At 65.9% G+C, this 16935-nt stretch carries 20 protein-coding genes; 14 read left to right on the top strand and 6 right to left on the bottom strand.

Annotated elements, in window-relative coordinates; all coding sequences use genetic code 11:
- Positions 1-395: 395 nt before the first annotated feature.
- The gene (locus tag HCA61_RS14945; RefSeq protein ID WP_346777566.1) at positions 396-983 is read right to left on the bottom strand and encodes an HD domain-containing protein; all 588 of its coding nucleotides are present in this window, start codon (positions 981-983) and stop codon (positions 396-398) included.
- A gap of 112 nt (positions 984-1095) precedes the next feature.
- Positions 1096-1284, bottom strand: coding sequence for a hypothetical protein (locus HCA61_RS14940; protein WP_169688983.1), 189 nt, complete (start codon positions 1282-1284; stop codon positions 1096-1098).
- On the opposite strand from HCA61_RS14940, the gene HCA61_RS14935 reads away from it, so the two are divergent.
- From HCA61_RS14935 to HCA61_RS14925, 3 genes are all read left to right on the top strand, one after another.
- Positions 1283-2386: an MFS transporter gene (locus HCA61_RS14935; RefSeq protein WP_169688982.1), complete on the top strand. Its 1104-nt coding sequence runs from the start codon at positions 1283-1285 to the stop codon at positions 2384-2386. The two genes, HCA61_RS14940 and HCA61_RS14935, sit on opposite strands and share 2 nt — an antisense overlap.
- Positions 2387-2467: 81 nt before the next feature.
- Positions 2468-3370: a 2-hydroxyacid dehydrogenase gene (locus HCA61_RS14930; RefSeq protein ID WP_346777565.1), complete on the top strand. Its 903-nt coding sequence runs from the start codon at positions 2468-2470 to the stop codon at positions 3368-3370.
- A 113-nt stretch (positions 3371-3483) separates the two neighbouring features.
- Positions 3484-4335, top strand: a complete 852-nt coding sequence (locus HCA61_RS14925) for a GntR family transcriptional regulator (RefSeq protein ID WP_240959588.1) — start codon at positions 3484-3486, stop codon at positions 4333-4335.
- 35 nt (positions 4336-4370) lie between these two features.
- Here HCA61_RS14925 and HCA61_RS14920 read toward each other — a convergent pair whose 3' ends face one another.
- Positions 4371-5621 carry an amidohydrolase family protein gene (locus HCA61_RS14920; RefSeq protein ID WP_169688980.1) on the bottom strand — a complete coding sequence of 417 codons (1251 nt, stop codon included), beginning with the start codon at positions 5619-5621 and terminating at the stop codon, positions 4371-4373.
- An 84-nt stretch (positions 5622-5705) separates the two neighbouring features.
- Positions 5706-6449, bottom strand: a complete 744-nt coding sequence (locus HCA61_RS14915) for a class II aldolase/adducin family protein (protein WP_169689325.1) — start codon at positions 6447-6449, stop codon at positions 5706-5708.
- Positions 6450-6878: 429 nt separating this feature from the next.
- Between HCA61_RS14915 and HCA61_RS14910 the strand changes: the two genes are divergently transcribed.
- The 8 genes from HCA61_RS14910 to HCA61_RS14875 all read left to right on the top strand — a co-directional run bounded on the left by HCA61_RS14910 (position 6879) and on the right by HCA61_RS14875 (position 13073).
- Entirely contained in the window at positions 6879-8252 is a 1374-nt protein-coding gene (locus HCA61_RS14910; RefSeq protein ID WP_240959576.1) for an MFS transporter, read from the top strand.
- A 48-nt stretch (positions 8253-8300) separates the two neighbouring features.
- Positions 8301-8924: an HD domain-containing protein gene (locus HCA61_RS14905; RefSeq protein WP_169688979.1), complete on the top strand. Its 624-nt coding sequence runs from the start codon at positions 8301-8303 to the stop codon at positions 8922-8924.
- A gap of 34 nt (positions 8925-8958) precedes the next feature.
- Entirely contained in the window at positions 8959-9156 is a 198-nt protein-coding gene (locus tag HCA61_RS14900) for a hypothetical protein (protein ID WP_169688978.1), read from the top strand.
- Positions 9153-9692 (top strand): hypothetical protein, encoded by a 540-nt coding sequence (locus tag HCA61_RS14895; RefSeq protein ID WP_206040144.1) that lies wholly within the window; start codon positions 9153-9155, stop codon positions 9690-9692. The genes HCA61_RS14900 and HCA61_RS14895 overlap by 4 nt, the downstream gene beginning before the upstream one ends.
- On the top strand, positions 9689-10660 hold the full coding sequence (locus HCA61_RS14890; RefSeq protein ID WP_206040143.1) for an LLM class flavin-dependent oxidoreductase: 972 nt from the start codon (positions 9689-9691) through the stop codon (positions 10658-10660). The genes HCA61_RS14895 and HCA61_RS14890 overlap by 4 nt, the downstream gene beginning before the upstream one ends.
- Positions 10654-11520 carry a hypothetical protein gene (locus tag HCA61_RS14885; RefSeq protein ID WP_169688977.1) on the top strand — a complete coding sequence of 289 codons (867 nt, stop codon included), beginning with the start codon at positions 10654-10656 and terminating at the stop codon, positions 11518-11520. The genes HCA61_RS14890 and HCA61_RS14885 overlap by 7 nt, the downstream gene beginning before the upstream one ends.
- Positions 11517-12314 (top strand): TetR family transcriptional regulator, encoded by a 798-nt coding sequence (locus HCA61_RS14880; protein WP_346777564.1) that lies wholly within the window; start codon positions 11517-11519, stop codon positions 12312-12314. The genes HCA61_RS14885 and HCA61_RS14880 overlap by 4 nt, the downstream gene beginning before the upstream one ends.
- Before the next feature lie 147 nt (positions 12315-12461).
- Positions 12462-13073, top strand: coding sequence for an AAA family ATPase (locus HCA61_RS14875; protein WP_169688976.1), 612 nt, complete (start codon positions 12462-12464; stop codon positions 13071-13073).
- 15 nt (positions 13074-13088) lie between these two features.
- On the opposite strand, the gene HCA61_RS14870 is transcribed toward HCA61_RS14875, so the two are convergent.
- Together HCA61_RS14870 and HCA61_RS14865 are read right to left on the bottom strand one after the other, a co-directional pair.
- Positions 13089-13283, bottom strand: coding sequence for a ferredoxin (locus HCA61_RS14870; RefSeq protein WP_169688975.1), 195 nt, complete (start codon positions 13281-13283; stop codon positions 13089-13091).
- An 82-nt stretch (positions 13284-13365) separates the two neighbouring features.
- Positions 13366-14634 carry a cytochrome P450 gene (locus tag HCA61_RS14865; RefSeq protein WP_206040142.1) on the bottom strand — a complete coding sequence of 423 codons (1269 nt, stop codon included), beginning with the start codon at positions 14632-14634 and terminating at the stop codon, positions 13366-13368.
- Between the two features lie 250 nt (positions 14635-14884).
- Between HCA61_RS14865 and HCA61_RS26355 the strand changes: the two genes are divergently transcribed.
- The 3 genes from HCA61_RS26355 to lipB all read left to right on the top strand — a co-directional run bounded on the left by HCA61_RS26355 (position 14885) and on the right by lipB (position 16935).
- Positions 14885-15577 (top strand): TetR/AcrR family transcriptional regulator C-terminal domain-containing protein, encoded by a 693-nt coding sequence (locus HCA61_RS26355; RefSeq protein ID WP_169688974.1) that lies wholly within the window; start codon positions 14885-14887, stop codon positions 15575-15577.
- 10 nt (positions 15578-15587) lie between these two features.
- On the top strand, positions 15588-16190 hold the full coding sequence (locus tag HCA61_RS14855; RefSeq protein ID WP_169688973.1) for a phosphoribosylanthranilate isomerase: 603 nt from the start codon (positions 15588-15590) through the stop codon (positions 16188-16190).
- A gap of 76 nt (positions 16191-16266) precedes the next feature.
- Positions 16267-16935, top strand: coding sequence for a lipoyl(octanoyl) transferase LipB (gene lipB / locus HCA61_RS14850; RefSeq protein WP_169688972.1), 669 nt, complete (start codon positions 16267-16269; stop codon positions 16933-16935).

The following is a 16935-nucleotide window of genomic DNA, read 5'->3' as shown; positions in this document are numbered from 1 at the left end:
GGTGCATGCACGCACGACCGGCAGGAAGCACGACCGAGAGGGCTCCGCCGCATTTCCAAGCGGAAGGCCGAGGGCGGGCGTTCAATCTGTACGGCGGCGATACTGATGCATCGCCCCCGGTGAGTCCGAGACTTCATCTCTGTGGGACACGAACTGGGCACGCCCGGCCACGTCGTTCTGCTAAGAGGGCGAGACCCGGGCTATCTCTGCCGTACTACTGCAATGCCACAGTGCAGTCGACCGACACCGAGTCGAACGAAGGGGAGGCTTACCTTATTTAATCTGTCTCATCTTACGCGCTCAAGTTCGTCTCGATGCCCCTCTTTCCGCAGGTGCTCGTCTCAGATTCCGGCGCGACCGGCACGCTTGTTTGTGGATCGGCCGCCGGTGGCGGATCAGTCGGCCCCGAACCCCGATGCCGGTCGGGTGAACACCTCACGCAGCATCGGTACGAAGTGGTCGATCGGCAGGGTCGGGTACGCCGGGTCGAAGGAAACCTGGTCCCATTCCGCACAGAAGTGGGCGCATGTATCGAAATACGGTGAACCTCGGAACTTTTCACGCGCATTGGTGTCGAGGCCGAGCCGGTCCCAGTAGTGGTAGCCCTGGAAGATCCCGTGGTGCTGCACGACCCAGGTCGATTCCGCGTCGAGGTACGGACGGACGATCGACGCCGCAAGTTCCGCGTGGTTGGCTGGTGCCATCGCGTCGCCCACATCGTGCAGCAGAGCCGCGACGACGAGATCAGTTCTGGCACCTTCTCGATATGCCCTCGACGCAGTCTGCAGCGAGTGCTCGTAGCGGTCGACCTGGTAACCGAGCGTCGGCCCCTCGAGCGAGTCCAGCAGGTCGATCATCGTGTCGACGAGGCGATCGTTCAGGAACTTCTTCGACTCGGTGAAGATGAGTGCGATGTCCTCCTTCGTCGATTCGTCCATTCTGGTGAAGCCGACCATGCGGTTCGGTTGATCGATCTCGGTCACATGGATCTCCTGTCCTTCACGGATACGGAATCGGGACCCGCGGGGTGTGTTGCCTTCCTACCGGCGTGACCGTGACACGGCAATCGGTCGTCTCTCTCACCGGGCCGAATCTTCACGGCTGCCCTACCGGGAACGAACTCGGTCGCGGACGCACTGCCGGACCCGCCGAAGCATCGAGTTCACCGGCGGCGAGCGCGGCCAGAGCCAGGTCCCGAACCTGCCCCTTCGCCAGCTTCCCTCCCGACGACCGGGGCAATGCGTCGACCACGAGCAGAAACTCGGGCAGGTATTCCTTGGTCATGCCGTGCCCGGCCAGAAACGCGGTCAAATCGGGCAACGTCAGCCCGCCGGCAGAACTGCCGCTGACCACGACACAGACCCGCTCGCCGAAGACGTCGTCCGGAAGCCCCACGGCCAGCATCGTCGTCGTACTGCAACCGTTCCTCGCGGGCTGGCTCATCGACAATCACGGTGTCGCGGGCGCCTTCTGGTTCGTCACCGTGCTCACCGCCGTGCTGGCCGTGGCCGCACTGCTCGTGGTCCCGGAATCCCCGGTACGGTCCGCGGATTCGCGTCCCGATCTGGTCGGCGCGTTCCTGCTGGGCAGCTCGGTCGCGGCAGTCCTGGTCGCGGTGAGCTCGGCGCCGCAATGGGGTTGGGCCAGCACGGGAACCCTCGGCCTGCTGGCGGTCGGGTGCGGACTGTTCGCGGCCTGGATCGTGCAGGCGGGCAAGGTCCGCGAACCACTGGTCGATCTGCACCAATTGCGGCGTCCGGCACTGTTGTACACGGTGCTCGCGTCCGGCCTGGTCTACGGTGTCGGAACCACGACCAGCTCGATCCTCGCGATCATGGCGATGACTCCGCGGGAGGCGGGCGGCGACTACGGGTTCGGGATGAACGCCAGCGAGTACGCGGTCTTCGGCGTCGTCAACGGGATCGGCATCGTGGCCGGTGGCCTGATCGTCGGACTCACCGTGCGTCGGCTGGGAGCGAGAGCGCACATGATCGCGGCTGCCGTCACCGTCGCGGTGGGCGCGCTGACGATGGGTATCGGCCGCGGCGACGAACTGATCGTGCTCGCCGCGACCGGCCTGGTCCACCTCGGTGTGGGGCTGGGCGGGGCCGCCATCCCGAATCTCGTCATCGCGGCGGTGCCACCCGACAATCAGGTGGTCAGCGCCAGCATGACAGAGGTCAGCCGCACCCTGATGGCCGGCGTGGGTACGACCGTGGTGTTCGTGGTCCTCAACGCGAACATCCAGACGATCGTCGCCGGACGGCCGGTGTACGAGGGCATGGGATTCCAGTGGGCGTACGCGCTGGTCGCCGTCTGCGCGGTGGTCGGGGGCCTGGCGGCGACGCGGCTGCCCGCCAGAGCCGGTGAGCCCGCCGAGGCATGACGACGGCATCACGCCGGCACGAGGCGCACCGTCACACCGACCGCGTCCTGATCCTCATGGGATCCGGCGGTCGAGGTGGCGGTGCGCCTCGCCGTCGGCGATACCGCGTCCGTAGCCGTACCCGCTGTCCGCGCCGGTGACGAGGTGCGGGACCTGCTGCCGGGCGCCGACATCGTCGTTGCGGACTGGAGCGGGCAGTTGGTGCTCGGACCCGCGGAGGCCGCGGTGGGCGGGCATCTGCGGCTGATCCAGCAACCCGGGGTCGGCGTCTCGTTCATCGACCTCGATGCTTGGTCCGAAGTCGGTGTACCGGTTGCCAATACACCTGGAGGCAATGCCGCGTCGGTCGCGGAGTGGGCTGTCGCGGCCACCGCGAATCTGTGCCGCTCGATCGGGTGGGCCGACTCCGAGATGCGTGCCGGACGATGGCCGCAGGCGTCGATCCTGCAGCGCGAGTGCCGGGATCTCGGCGACCGTCGGGTCGGGCTCGTCGGTTTCGGCGACATCAACCGGCGCTGCGACGCGCTGTTCCGGGCATTCGGATGCGATGTCGCGTACAGCTCGCGGCGCCCCCACCCGGAGTCCCCGCTACGGCACCGGCCCCTCGATGTTCTCCTCGCGCGCTCGGACGTGCTTGTCGTCGCGGTCCCGCTCACCGCGCAGACCCACGGGTTGATCGGCACACGCGAGCTGGCGCTGCTTCCACCGGAAGCACTGGTGGTCAACGTCGCCCGCGGCCCGGTCGTCGACGAAATCGCACTCGCGGAGGCCGTTCGGACCGGATCGCTGGCCGGCGCCGCGCTGGATGTCTTCGCCGGCGAACCGCTGGGGGCCGACAGTCCCTTGTTAGCCCTCGACAACGTCCTGCTCAGCCCGCACGTCGCGGGTGGCAGTTCGTCGGCGCGCGAGCGGATGTTCGAGATGACCGCGGCCAATGTGGCCCGGGTGTGCCGCAACGAAGCCCCGCACTGGACACTGCGGTGAATTCGCCCGCCTTCGCAGTGTGGCGGGCCGAGGCGGGGCGGCATGTCTCTGTCCGCCGGAAATGCACGGACGGTCCGGGGCCAATTTCGGTAAGTTTGGTAACTTTGCACATCATGGACGCCCGTGGACAGAAGGATGTGACGGCAGTGCCCGCACAGGGACAGGACCGGAAGTCGCAGGTCCCAGGTCCGGGCAGCCTGCGCTGGCGGCGGCTTGCCGAGATGGTGGCGGACCAGATCCGCGAGCGCATCCTTCGCGGCGACCTCGGCGAGGGTGAGATCCTGCCGAAGGAGGCCGAACTCCGCGAGCAGTACCCGGTGAACGTCCAGTCCCTGCGCGAGGCGCTCCGCATCCTCGAGGCCGAGGGCCTCGTCCGTGTCCGCCGCGGCAATCGGGGTGGCGCCGTCGTGCACCGGCCCACCCCGGGGAACGTCGCCTACAGTCTCTCGATGGTGCTCGCGATGTCGGGTACGGACATCGACGACGTCGGCCGTGCCCTGCACGAGGTCGAACCGATGTGCGCCGCCCTGTGCGCGGAGCGCGAGGACCGCGCCACCGAAGTGGTCCCGGTCCTGCGTGCCCTGCACGAGGAATCACTGTCCAAGATCGACGACCTTGTTGCGGCGACCACGCTTTCGCGCCGATTCCACGAATCGGTCGTTGAACTGTGCGGAAACAGGTCGCTGATCGTGCTCGCGGGAGCACTCGAGGCGCTGTGGTCGAGCCATGTCACGGACTGGGCGAGCGAGCGGGCGGACCCGGAGCGGATTCCGCCGGCCGAACGGGCACAGGCGCTGGCCGTGCACGGACAGATCCTGCAGTGCATCGAGGACGGCGACGCCGCATCGGCTCGGGTGATTGCCGCCCGGCATCTCCGGGATGTGCAGACCTACCCCCACGACCCGGCGAGAGCCGTCGTCCCCCTCGATCCCGCGGTCGCGCGGGACCGCCTGTTCTTCGGCTGAGCGGGCCCGGCGGGCCGGGTCCGCTCAGCCCTCGGTCAGAAACTGTTCGGATCGTCGATCACACTCTGCGGCACGGGATGCCGGTACAGCGTGGAGGCATTCTCCCAGGTGATCTTCCGCAGCTCGTCGGCCGACAGCCCCTTCATGGACTCGTTGACGACCTCCATCGTCCGCGGCCACAGGCTGTCACTGTGCGGGTAGTCCTCTTCGAGCAGGATGTGGTCGATCCCGATCCGGTCACGCAGGACCATCGTCGACGGGTCCTCCACGGCACAGAACCAGAAGTTCCGCTTGAGCACGTCCGCGGGCGAGATGTCGATACCGTCCCACGTGCCGTACATCGACGAGTAGGTGGTCATGTGGTCGAGCCGGTCGAGAAGCGCGGGAACCCAGCCGATTCCGCCTTCCGACATCACGATCTTGATGTTCGGGAAGCGCACCGGGATCTTCGAGAACAGCCAGTCGACGGTCGCGAACATGGCGTAGCCGAAGAACAGCGTTCCGGACACGTCCGGCGGGGCGTCTTCCGACGTGCTCGGCGACGTGCTGGACGAACCGATGTGCAGGTTGATGACGGTCTCGGTTTCCTCACAGGCCCGCATGATCGGATCCCAGTGGCCCGAATGCACCGACGGCAGGCCCAGGGCATGGGGCCCCTCGGAGAAGGTCACCGCCTTGAATCCACGCTCGGCGTTGCGGTAGATCTCCTGCGCACCGATCTCCGGGTCGAGGAAGTACGGGATCTGGCAGGGGATGATGCGGTCCGGGTACGGGCCCGCCCATTCCTCCAGGTGCCAGTCGTTGTAGGCGCGGGTCGCGGCGAGTGCAAGCTCTCGATCGTTCGTGCTCAGTTGGAGGCGCTGACCCGCGAACCCGGGGAGGAAGGACGGAAAGTTCAGGGACGCATACACACCCGACAGGTTCATGTCCTTGACCCGGTGGTGGATGTCCCACGAACCGCGCCGCATGTCCTCGAAGCGCTGCGGGTCGAAACCCCACTCGTCCACGGGACGCCCGACGACCGCATTGAAGCCGACGTTCGGGATCTCCTTGCCGTCGTACACCCAGATGTCCGCGCCGTCGCGGTGGATGACCCTGGGTGCCCGCTCGGCGAGTTTCGCCGGCAGGCGGCCTTCGAAGGTGTCCTTCGGCTCGACGATGTGATCATCGACCGAGATGAACGGGAAGGGCCGGTGCGCCTTCTGCGGCTCGGGCAGGAAGGTGACTTTTCCCTTCACGTTCCGGGTGAAGTCGGTGTTGTGGATCAGTTCGTCGAGATCGGCCATCTCGCACACTCCTCGAGTTTCGTGGGTCGGTGAATACGGCTGCGCTACATGCGTAACCGCGAAGGGTTGGGGGGGTGAACGGACTCAGTCGAGAACGCCGGGATCGGTCCTGAGCAGCTTGCGGACCGCGCCGGCCCAGTAGACCCCGGCCGCGCGCTCGACGAGTGCCTTCTGCATCGCAGCCCGGACGCTCTTCTCGATCGGCAAGGGGTCTTTTCCGAGCAGCAGGATGTCGTAAGCGAGTCGGCAGAACCTGTCGATCGATGCCGCACGGTAGACCGCGAGCTCGATCGTGTCGGCGGTGGTGATGATGCCGTGGCTGGCGAGGATCACGTTGTTGCGGTCGCCGATCCGGTCGGCGAGATCCCTGCCGAGTTCGGCGTCGTCGACTTCGCCTCCGTACTCCTCGACGAGGGACAGGTCGTCGTCGTACAGACTCCCGGTCTGGTGCGCGATCATCGGAAGCACGCCGACGGCTGCCAACAGGGTCACGTAGTACGGGTGGTTGTGAACGACCACCCGAGCGTCCGGACGACGCCGGTGCAGTTCGGTATGGATGTGATAGGCGGGTGTGACGTCCCATTTGCCTTCTATCACAGCACCGTTCGAGTCCACTCGGCACACGTCGGACGCCGAGACCTCGTCCCACCACAGCCCCCACGGGTTGATCAGGAGGCTGTCGTCGTCGCGGTCGGCCCAGGTGATGTGGCCGGCCATGTTCTCGCTGAATCCGGCGTGCGCGAGGATCCGGAATGCGCACGCGAGTTTCTGCTCACCGGTGAGGTCGACCCCGATCGGGGGCGTGGCGCGCGGACGCCACCCACCCATCGGATCCGGGCCGCTTCCGATCGCCGTCGATTCGTCGTACACGGTCACAGCGCCTCCGGACGGGATGAGATTGGGGTCATATTGTCGAACGAGGCGAAACTCTATCTTACAAAAGATACAGATGTAAGCCTTCAGTCGAACCGGCGCCGCCCCTTCCTCTGAGGAGTGCCGCGGCAATACAGAGCCAGCCATACGCTTGATTGACAGGTTGGGCAGAGCGACCTAGATTTGTGATCCGCGACATACTTTGCCCATCCTCAGCGTTCTCGTGCCACCGGTCGGTCCCCCGACTCCGACCACACACAGGGGGAGACGACCGATGAAGCCCACACGGCAGCACCGAGTTCCCCCTCGGCCCGCCCACGAACGCCGAGCCTGCCCCGCCGTTCCCTCTGCCCTCCCGCATCCCTCCCGACAAGGAGAACCGGCATGACCGACGCACCGACACAGAACGGTCCCGCGGAAAGTCCGAAGCATTCGACCCGATCCGAGGTCCGCGGCCGAGCGCGGATGATCCTGGCCGTCAACATGGGCAACACGCTGGAGTGGTTCGACTGGACCGTCTTTGCGATCTTCGCGGTCTACTTCTCCAACCAGTTCTTCCACTCCACCAACGAGGTGTCGAACCTGCTCTCGACTATGGCGGTGTTCGCCGTCGGGTTCGTGATGCGCCCGATCGGCGGCCTGCTCTTCGGACTCGTCGCCGATCGCCGCGGGCGAAAGTTTGTCATGGTGCTGACGATGTCGCTGGTCGCGGCATCGAGCGTCCTCATCGCGATCGCTCCCACGTACGACCGGATCGGGGTGTTCGCGTCGTTGTGGTTACTCGTCGTCCGATGCATCCAAGGTGTAGCGCACGGTGGTGAACAGGGCGGCTCCTACACATACATCGCCGAGGTGGCGCGACCCGACAACCGCGCACTGTGGGGTTCCACGGTCATCATGTCCACCGTCGGCGGAACGGTGCTCGCCACGCTCCTCGGCGCGGTGATGCGCTCCGTCATCGACTCCGAGGCGATGGCCGACTGGGGCTGGCGCATTCCGTTCCTGATCGGCGGTGTGCTCGGATTCTTCGCGCTCTACCTGCGCCGCGGCCTCGAAGAATCCGGCGCCTTCGTCGACCACGCCAATCGTTCCGAGAACCAGACACCGTCCTCGGCCCGATCGGCGCTCCGCGACATCTGGGCACAGCGCACGTCGATCCTGCGCGTCGTCCTCCTCGTCGGCGGCACCTCGGTGTTCTCGTACACCTGGTCCGTGAATGCTCCCGCGTACGCGATCAGCTTCCACCACGTGAACGACAAGCTCGCGATGTGGGCCGGCGTGGTCGCCAACATCGTCTTCATCGCCGCGCTGCCGCTCGCGGCACGTCTCGCGGACCGATTCGGACGTCGCCCCAACAACATCGCGTGGGGAGTGCTGGTGGCCCTGCTCGCCTTCCCCCTGTCCGGGATGCTCGACGGCTCGGCACGCACCCTGGCCGTGACGATGTGCCTGGCGCTCGTCGTCCAGGCACTCGCGGCGAGCACCCAGGTCGCCTGGTTCGCCGAACTGTTCTCCACGAAGTCCCGTGCTGCGGGTACGGGCATCGCCGTATCGCTCGCGGCTGCGATCTTCGGAGGCACCGCGCCGTACCTCAATTCGTGGCTGACCTCCCGCGGCACGCCCGACCTGTTCACCTGGTACGTCATCGTGCTCGCCCTCGCGGTCGCCGCCGCCGCCTACTTCACACAGGAGACCAAGGGCATCGCCCTGACGTCGGAGACGGACACTCCGCGAGAGGTCCGCGCCGGCGTGGCGTGACCACCGAAGCCCCTGCACCCGGAACAACCGAGACCGAGAGAAGCTGACATGGCCGACAACACCCGTACCGTCGACTTCACCCGAATGGACGAAGCGACCGCAGCCGAGATGGAACTGATCCGAGACGAGGCCGCGATCCACCGTCGCGACCACTGGCTCGAAACGATCGTGCGCCTGCTCGAGTCGATGAAGGGCTACTCCTTCGGCTATCGCGTCGATCGTTACGAGCACTCGCTGCAGTCCGCGACCCGCGCGCACCGGGAGGGCGCCCGCGTCGACCTGGTCATCGCGGCACTGCTGCACGACATCGGCGACGATCTCTGCCCGGACAATCACAGCGAGGTCGCCGCCGCGATCCTGCGGCCGGTGCTCGACGAGGAGGCAGTGTGGGTCGTCAAGCACCACGGCGTCTTCCAGACCTACCACTACGGCGAGAAACTCGGTATTCCCACCGACAGCCGTGACCGGTATCGGGACTCCCCGTATTTCGATACCTGCGCACACTTCTGCGCAGCATGGGACCAGGAGTCCTTCGACCCCGGCTACGACACCGAACCCCTCGAGTTCTTCATGCCGATGCTCGAAGAGGTCTTCTCACGCCCGCCGCGCTCGTGGGGCGACCAGGACCTGGTGTGGTCGAGGGAGACCTCCGCGGACCCGCAGTCGGCGTAGTCCGATACCCACCCCGCACAGGAGGAACCGGTTCATGTGTGTGATCGATGAAGCAACGGCGCTGCAGACCCCCGAGCAGCCCGTCTCCACCGCGCGATACGGGAGTCGTGCGCAGCGTGCTCTCCGGGCGCGGCCGGCGGGTGCGGCGGCCACGCTCGAGGGTGGTTGGCGGCTCCGCATGTCGGCGCTCGAATCCGTTGCGGTTGCGTCGTCGGATGCGGTCGCATCATGACCAGAGTCAAGACTGTCGACATCTTCACGTGCCGGGAGATCCTCCGGATCCGTTCGGGAGTCGAGCAATACATGGCCCCGGACGGATTCGGCGAGTACTACTGGGCCGAGTTGCTCAGGGACTGCTCCGAATCCGACGCGCTCGAAGCCACCTGGGCGCACTATCGCACGAAGACACGCCCGCTGACCCCGGCGGACATCCTCGCGCAGGTCGGTGCGGAGGTTGCCACCCGAGTCTCGATGGTCGCGAGGATCACCGATCAGCTGCTCTGCGAGCGCACCCGGTTCGGTTGGACCGCAGAGCAGCTCGCCCGGTGGAACATCACGTTCGACACCGAGATCGGCCGGGGGGCCGACATCGAGGACGCGCGTGACTGTGCCGATCTGGATGCACACGACGAGGACGACAGCGACGACACCCGCGTAGCGCGGGTCGCACCTCCGGCGGCGCTGCTCCTCCGCATTACCGGGCCTGCCATTCCGGTCCGCGCCACTCACCCGGCCGCACCGACCGACAGGACACGGCTTCCTTCGTGAAACTCGGACTCTTCCTCGACATGCGCAACCCGGCCCGCTGGGAGCGTCCCGGCGCCGAGCATTACGGTGTGATGCTCGATCGGGTCACCCGGGCCGAGGAACTCGGCGCGAACTCGGTGTGGCTGACCGAACATCACTTCTTCGAGGACGGCTACCTGCCACAACCGCTGACCCTCGCGGCCGCGATCGCCGCGCGGACCGAACGCGTCAGGATCGGTACAGCCGTGCTGCTCGCCCCCCACCGGCATCCCGTCCATATCGCGGAAGAAGCGGCCCTCGTGGACCTGGTCTCGGGCGGCCGACTCGAACTCGGACTCGGAGCCGGGTGGTCCCGGGAGGAGTTCGACGCATTCGGATCGGATTTTCGCGCCCGGTACGACGTCACCGACTCGGTGTTCACGGCGGTGCGGAACCTGCTGTCGCAGGGTGGTGTCACACCGGGACCGGTTCAGGATCCGGTCCCGATGTGGCTCGGATATCAAGGGCCCCGCGGTGCCGCCCGCGCCGGACGACTCGGGGCCGGACTGTTGTCTCTCGATCCCGCGCTGTCGGCACCGTACCTCGCCGGTCTCGAGGAAGGCGGTCACCCCGCGGGCGCGGCCCGACGCGGCGGCGTGATCGATATCATCGTGGCAGACGACCCGGAATCGACTGCACGACAGCTTATCCCGAATCTGGCGCACCGACAGGCCACCTACCTGGGCCGGCGTGGTGATACGCGGACCGTCGCCGACCTGGAGATCGAGTTGACTGCCGAGTTCGATCGGAACCGTTCGGTGCCCGGACTGACGGTCGCCACAGCCGAGGCCGCCGCCGGTGAAATCCGGGCCCGAAACCGGCACATGCCCGTCGAGCACGCCTATCTGTGGGCAGGACTCCCCGGGATGTCCGACACGCTGGTCGATCGCCACATGGAACTCCTGTTCACCCGCGTCGCACCGGCACTGGCCGAGGCGACACCGTGCTAGCCCGCAGGGCGTTCCTCTCGTTCACCCAGGTGACGGACCCGGCGGCCCATGCGGAGTACAACGCCTGGCGCCAGCTCGACAACAGCTACTGGTTCCGGGACCCGGTCGACGAGTGTTTCGCCCAGTGGCAGGACCTCGCGGTCCGGACGTTCCACCAGGGACGACGCCCCGACGTCCGGGTCAGCCGCCGCGTGGCGATGGGCGCCGTCATGCCGGTTAAAGGTTACGTGAACCCGCGCTGCCTGATCGGTGCGGACGCGCTGCCGATCTGTCCGAACCGGGGGATCGCACTGGTCGCGACACGACTGTGCCACCCTGGCAGCGCTGAGAGCGAGCAGTATTTCGCCCGGCAGGATCGCGAGGTGATACCCGCCCTGATGGAATGCGAGGGGGTGGCCGGGGTCTGGGCGTTCGTGAACGAGAACACCACACTCGACGCCGGACGCGACGCGGACGACGGCGTGACGTTCGCGGAGGATGTCGGCACCTCACCGGGGGAGGTGCCGATCGTGATGGTGTTCCTCGACGGAGACCTCGTCCGGTATCGGGCCGATCGGACGCGGCGCGACGTCGATCTCGAGCCGAAGCCCTCCGATCACGAGTTCGAACTGCTGTTCTCCGGGTTGCTGCGCACCATTGAACCCTGGGAACTGGTCATGGTTCGACTCGTGAGACGAGGTTGCCGCGCCTTCACCCGACCGGGTGGGGCTGCGGTCTCACCGGACGGCGTATGCTCGTTCGGCCCGACAGACAACGCTGCCCTTCCCGACCTCGCTCATGTAAATGGCCTTGACCTGCTGTTAGCCTCGGGTACACCACAGAGGCAGATCGTCCGTCCGTACACGAGAGGTGAACAGTGACAGCCAGCCGGCGTCAGATGATCCTGGCCGAATCGGCTCGGCTCTTCTCCGAACGAGGCATGTCGGCCACCACGATCCGTGAGATCGCCGACGCGGTGGGTCTGAACTCCGGGACGCTGTACCACTACTTCAATTCCAAGGACGCGATCGTCTCCGAGATCCTGAGGAACTTCCTGACCGACCTGGTGGGCAGTTACGCGAACGTCCTGGCCGGAGTCGAGACAGCCCGCCATCGCGTCGGGCTGATGGTCCGGGTCTCGCTCGAAGTCGCGGACAAGCATCCGTACGCCACCGAGATCTATCAGAACGAGTTCGAGAATCTCGGTGCGCTACCGGAGTACGCGGAGATCGCTGGTGCTGTCGAGTCGTCGCACCGGGCGTGGCTCGAGGTCGTCGACGAGGGTGTGCGAAATGGTGAATTCAATTCCGGCATAAATACATTCGAGTTCCAACGAATGATGCGGGAGTGCGTGTTCCAGTCCGTCCGATGGCATCGGGACACCCTCGCCGCCGATATCGAGTCGATCACTGCCACCGTCACGTCGGTTTTCCTCGACGGGTTCGCCCCGGCACGCACAGGGTCGGCCGATCCGACGCCAGCACCGACCCGAACTCAACCGGCGCGTGAACCGGCACCCGTCGCGGTGCCCGAACCGGATTCGTCCGCTGGCGAGTTGGATGACCTGCGCACCGAGATGGACGAACTACGCTCCGACATGCGTGCCATGCGCAGTCTGATGGAGTCCTTGTCCAAGTCGCACATCGCGAACGGCGGTACGGCAGCCGAAGGCTGACGCCGTGGTACCGGGGATCTCGAGACCTCCTCCGCTTGTGCGGGTTTCCGTTGGTCGTGCGGCAACGGAAACCCGTGGTACCGGAGGAAAGTCCACACGTGACTCCAGGAGCAACGACGCGGCCAGCGCACCACTATGCTCGGCGAAATGCTCATCTGGATCAACGGGGCGTTCGGTGCGGGAAAGACGCAGACGGCGTTCGAGCTGAATCGACGCGCCCCGAGTTCGCACGTCGCTGATCCCGAACTCATCGGATTCGCGGTCCACAAAATGCTGCCCGCGTCTGCGCGAGGCGATTTTCAGGACCGCCCCCAATGGCGATCGGCTGTCATCGCAACGCTCGCCGACGCGGTCGCTGCCCACGATGGCCCAGTCATCGTGCCCATGACGTTGGTCGAACCGGACTATTTCGACGAGATCATGGCAGGCCTGGCTACCGAGAGGGTCGACGTCCGGCATTTTTCCCTTGTCGCATCACCCGAGACCCTCCGCAGCCGACTGCAGACCCGCACCGGTTACTGGCTTGGTCGTGTAGTCGGACGGGACGAGACCTGGGCCATGCAGCAGATCCCGCGCTGTGTCACTGCGCTTGCCACGGAACGATTCACTGAACACGTCGACACCGATGGCCGCGCGATCGACGAGGTTGTCGAAGACATCGCGACGCGCGCGGGTCTGGATCTCATCCACGACCGACTGCCGCCCGTCCGCTATCAGTTGCGGCGAGCGGCAGTCGGTGTCCGTCACATCAGGGTGTGAGCAAGGGGCCCGGCGTCAGTCTTCCGCGATCTGGATGGCCATCCGTGGGCAACTTCCCGCTGCCCTGCGCGCGGCGTCGTGATGTTCCGGTGCGGGATTGTCGTCGAGGATTGTCACGATGTCCTCGTCGCCGAGCTGAAACAACTCCGGGGCACTCGCCTCGCACAGGCCGTGTGCCTCACAGAGATCCGTGTCCAGTGTGACCTTCATCTGCTCTCCAAGGGGGATGGTGTCGAGCCCGGCGCAGACCCCCCGAGGGCTGCTGCGCCGGACATTCCTCGAGTTTCGGTGATCAGCCGATCGGGTCGTACTGCAGGTGCAGGTTGTTCAACCCACGCAGGAGGTAGGTGGGTTCCCAGGTGAACTTGCGGTCCGATTCGGGGCCGTGTTCCGTCTCGTCGAGCTTGATGTCGCCCATGCGGTCGAGGAACCGCTCGATGCTGACCTTCGCTTCGACGCGCGCCAACGGTCCGCCCGGGCAGGAGTGCACGCCGCGGCCGAAAGCGATGTGCTCGCGCAGGTTTTCGCGGTCGACGCGGAACTCGGCGGGACATTCGAAACGATCCGGATCGCGGTTGATCGCTCCTGGCAGGATGGCCACCGGAGTGCCTGCGGGAAGGTCGATGCCGCGCAGTGTGGTGTTCTTGAGCACCAGCCGGAAGTCGGTCTTCACCGGGCTTTCCACGCGGAGGGTTTCCTCGATGAACGCGGGGATGAGTTCGCGGTCGTCGCGCAGTTGCTTCTGGATGTCGGGCCGCTCGGCGAGGACCTGGATGGACGAACTGAGCAGTCGGGCAGTGGTTTCCTGACCGGCGGCGAACAGGAAGGTCGCCAAGCGCACCACATCGATGACCTCGGGCAGGGTGCCGTCGGGGTAGGTGGCGGTCGCGAGGTCGGTCAGGACGTCGGCGCGAGGATTCTTGCGGCGGTCCTCGATGTAGCCGCTGAACTGGGCGTCGAGCCACTCGAGCGGATTGACCTCGACTTCTTCGTCCTGGTTGAGCGTGCGGGCGGTCTGGGAGAGCAGCTTGTCGCGGAACTGGTCGTGGTCTTCTTCCGGAACGCCGAGCAGGTCGGCGACCACGATCAACGCGAAAGGTTTCGCGTAGTCGTCGAGCAGCTCCATCCGGCCACTGCCGAAGAACGTGTCGATCTGCTTGTCGGCGAGTCGCCACATGAACTCTTCGTTCTCCTTGAGCCGCTTCGGCGTCAGGAGTCGTTTGAGGAGGGCACGCTGGGCCGTGTGGTCGGGCGGATCCATCGTGACCATGTGCTCGTTCAACGGCAATTGGTCGCGGTGTGCGGCGAGTTGATCGGTGATGTCGTCGCCCTCGGGGGTGAACGGCAGTGGCGGGAACGGCCCGAGGAAGGCGTTGGCCGAGGAGTACACCTCGTGGTTGCGGTACACCTCGAGGGCTTCGTCGTAGCCGGTCACGGCCACCACCCCGTGGTGCGGCATGTGGGTCACGGGGCACTTCGAACGCAGATGCTCGAAATACGGGTAGGGATCTTCAACGAGGGATACATCGGTGAAGAAATCGATCTCGTCGAAACCGGTCAAGTCTGCCTCCTCTTCAGGGGTGCGCAACGGCGTCGTCGCACACGGGATCTTCAGCACGGCCTGCGGTGAACGGCGGGGCTGTGCCGTGCGGAACCGGATATCCGATTGAGAGAATACGGTATTAATTCCCGCATGGGAAGAATAACTATCCGCGTTCATCGCAACAACGGGCATACAGGTCAGGGAGCTGAAACAGCGTGACGGTAGGAGAGGGATCCTGCGGAGTGGCCGGAGATCGTAGGCTTGCCGGGTGAGCAGCGAGGAGATCGTCCGCAGTGCGGGCACGCGACGGCGCCGTGGCCGTCCGAGCAAGATCAGCCGCGAGCGGATCGTCTCCGCGGCACGATCGCTTGCTCCCGACACGCTCACGATGCAGGCCGTGGCAGACGAACTGGGGGTCGACCGGAAGGCTCTCAACTACTACGTCAGCGACCGGCAGGGCCTCCTCGAGTTGGTCGCGCTCGATGTCTTCGAATCCGCGATCCGCAGCGTCGACACACCGGAAAGCCAGGACTGGCGCCAGGTGCTGCGATCCTGTGCGCGAGCAATGAAGGAGGCGCTGACGGCCGCAGGCGTTCTCATCGTCTACGTCAGATTCGATGGAATGACGGATCTCGGCGCACTCGCGACTGTGGAGCGAATCATGGAACGCCTGGTGCACGCAGGATTCGACGCCGAGGAGGCGGGACGTGTGATCACTCTCCTCGCCGTGATCGCGCATGCGTCGGCACGAGAGGACATCGCCGCGGCGTCGGGTGCCGCAGATCCGCAGGTCGACAATGTCGTACGAACGGTGGAAGCCGGATCTACCGGCGACCTGCCGCTGCTTCACAGGTTCGCGTTGAGCCGTGAAGCGCAGTCCCGCGCCGTCGAACAGTTCGAGTTCGAACTGGACCTCATCGTCGACGGGTTGGACAGGCGCCTCGAGGAGCGCGCGAGATGAAAGGTGTGGGATGACGTTCATCAAGATGTGCGGGCTGCAGGACGAGTCGACGGTCGATCTTGCCGTAGAACTCGGTGTGGATGCAGTCGGTTTCGTGTTCGCCGACAGTCCTCGCAAAGTGTCGGCGGAGCAGGCCGGTCGGTTGCGGACGCGGTTGCCCGCGGGCACACTCGCGGTCGGAGTGTACGTGCGGATCCCCCTCGACGAGATCATCGCGACGGCGAAGACCGCAGACCTCGAGCATGTGCAGGTGCACGATCTCCGTTCGGCCGACGACGTGCGCGTCCTGCACGACGCGGGGCTGACGGTGATTCGCGCCGTCAACTCGGGTGGCGCGGAGTCGCTCTCCGACGACTTCGGCGCCGACCTGTTGCTGGTCGACGGCGCGATCGCCGGAGCCGGGAAGACCTGGGACTGGCAGGACCGCAGCGCTCTGCCGTCGGGCCGGTGGGTGCTCGCGGGCGGCCTGAACGCCGGCAACGTGGCGCGGGCATTGGCGACCTCAGGTGCCTGGGGTGTGGATGTGTCCAGCGGTATCGAGTCGAGCCGGGGTGTCAAGGATCCGGAGATGATGAGAGCATTCGCCGATGCGGTACGAGGTGCCGGGAAATAACGGGACCGTCGGCGCGGTCGCTAAAGTGGCTGGGTGTGGCCGTCGAGGTGGCCCACGGATCGAGTGAGAGCGGGACATGAGCGAGAAACTGTTGGTCGATCGTCCACTTCATCTCGTGGTCGACGAGGACCCGGTCGACTACGACGTGGCGATGGCGCGAATGCAGGAAATGTACGAGGAGCGCCGCGGGTCGCAGCGACCCGACACACTCTGGTTGCTCAGCCACCCGTCGATCTTCACGGTCGGAGCCCGGACGAAGCCCGAACACCTCCCGTTGGACGGCAGCATTCCGGTCAAGGAGACACGTCGCGGCGGCCAGTTGACCTATCACGGTCCGGGCCAGATCGTGGGATACCTCATCGTCGAGCTTCGTGCGGGTGAGGGCGTCGTGGACTATGTCCGCGAGGTCGAGCACCGCCTTGTCGACGCGCTCGACGCGTTGGGAGTTCCTGCCGAGCGGCGCGACACCCCGCGGGGCGCCGACCTGCTCACGGGGGTGTGGACGAAGAAGACCGGCCGGAAGATCGTGTCCATCGGGATGCGGTCCGGCCGCGGCATCACCACCCATGGGTTCGCGCTCAACGTCGAAGGCGACATGCAGCCCTGGCACCAAGCTGTCGCATGCGGACTTCCGGATGTCGAGATGACCAACGTCGAAACCGAATTGGCCGAGATCGGGCTCGCCTCCCCGGGGCTCGAGAAGGCGCGTGCCGCGTTGGCGGCGGCGTTCCAGGCCGCATCCTGA

This window comes from Rhodococcus sp. HNM0563, from assembly GCF_012726195.1.
Taxonomy (GTDB): domain Bacteria; phylum Actinomycetota; class Actinomycetes; order Mycobacteriales; family Mycobacteriaceae; genus Rhodococcus.
This window is presented reverse-complemented; position numbering and strand designations above follow the sequence as displayed.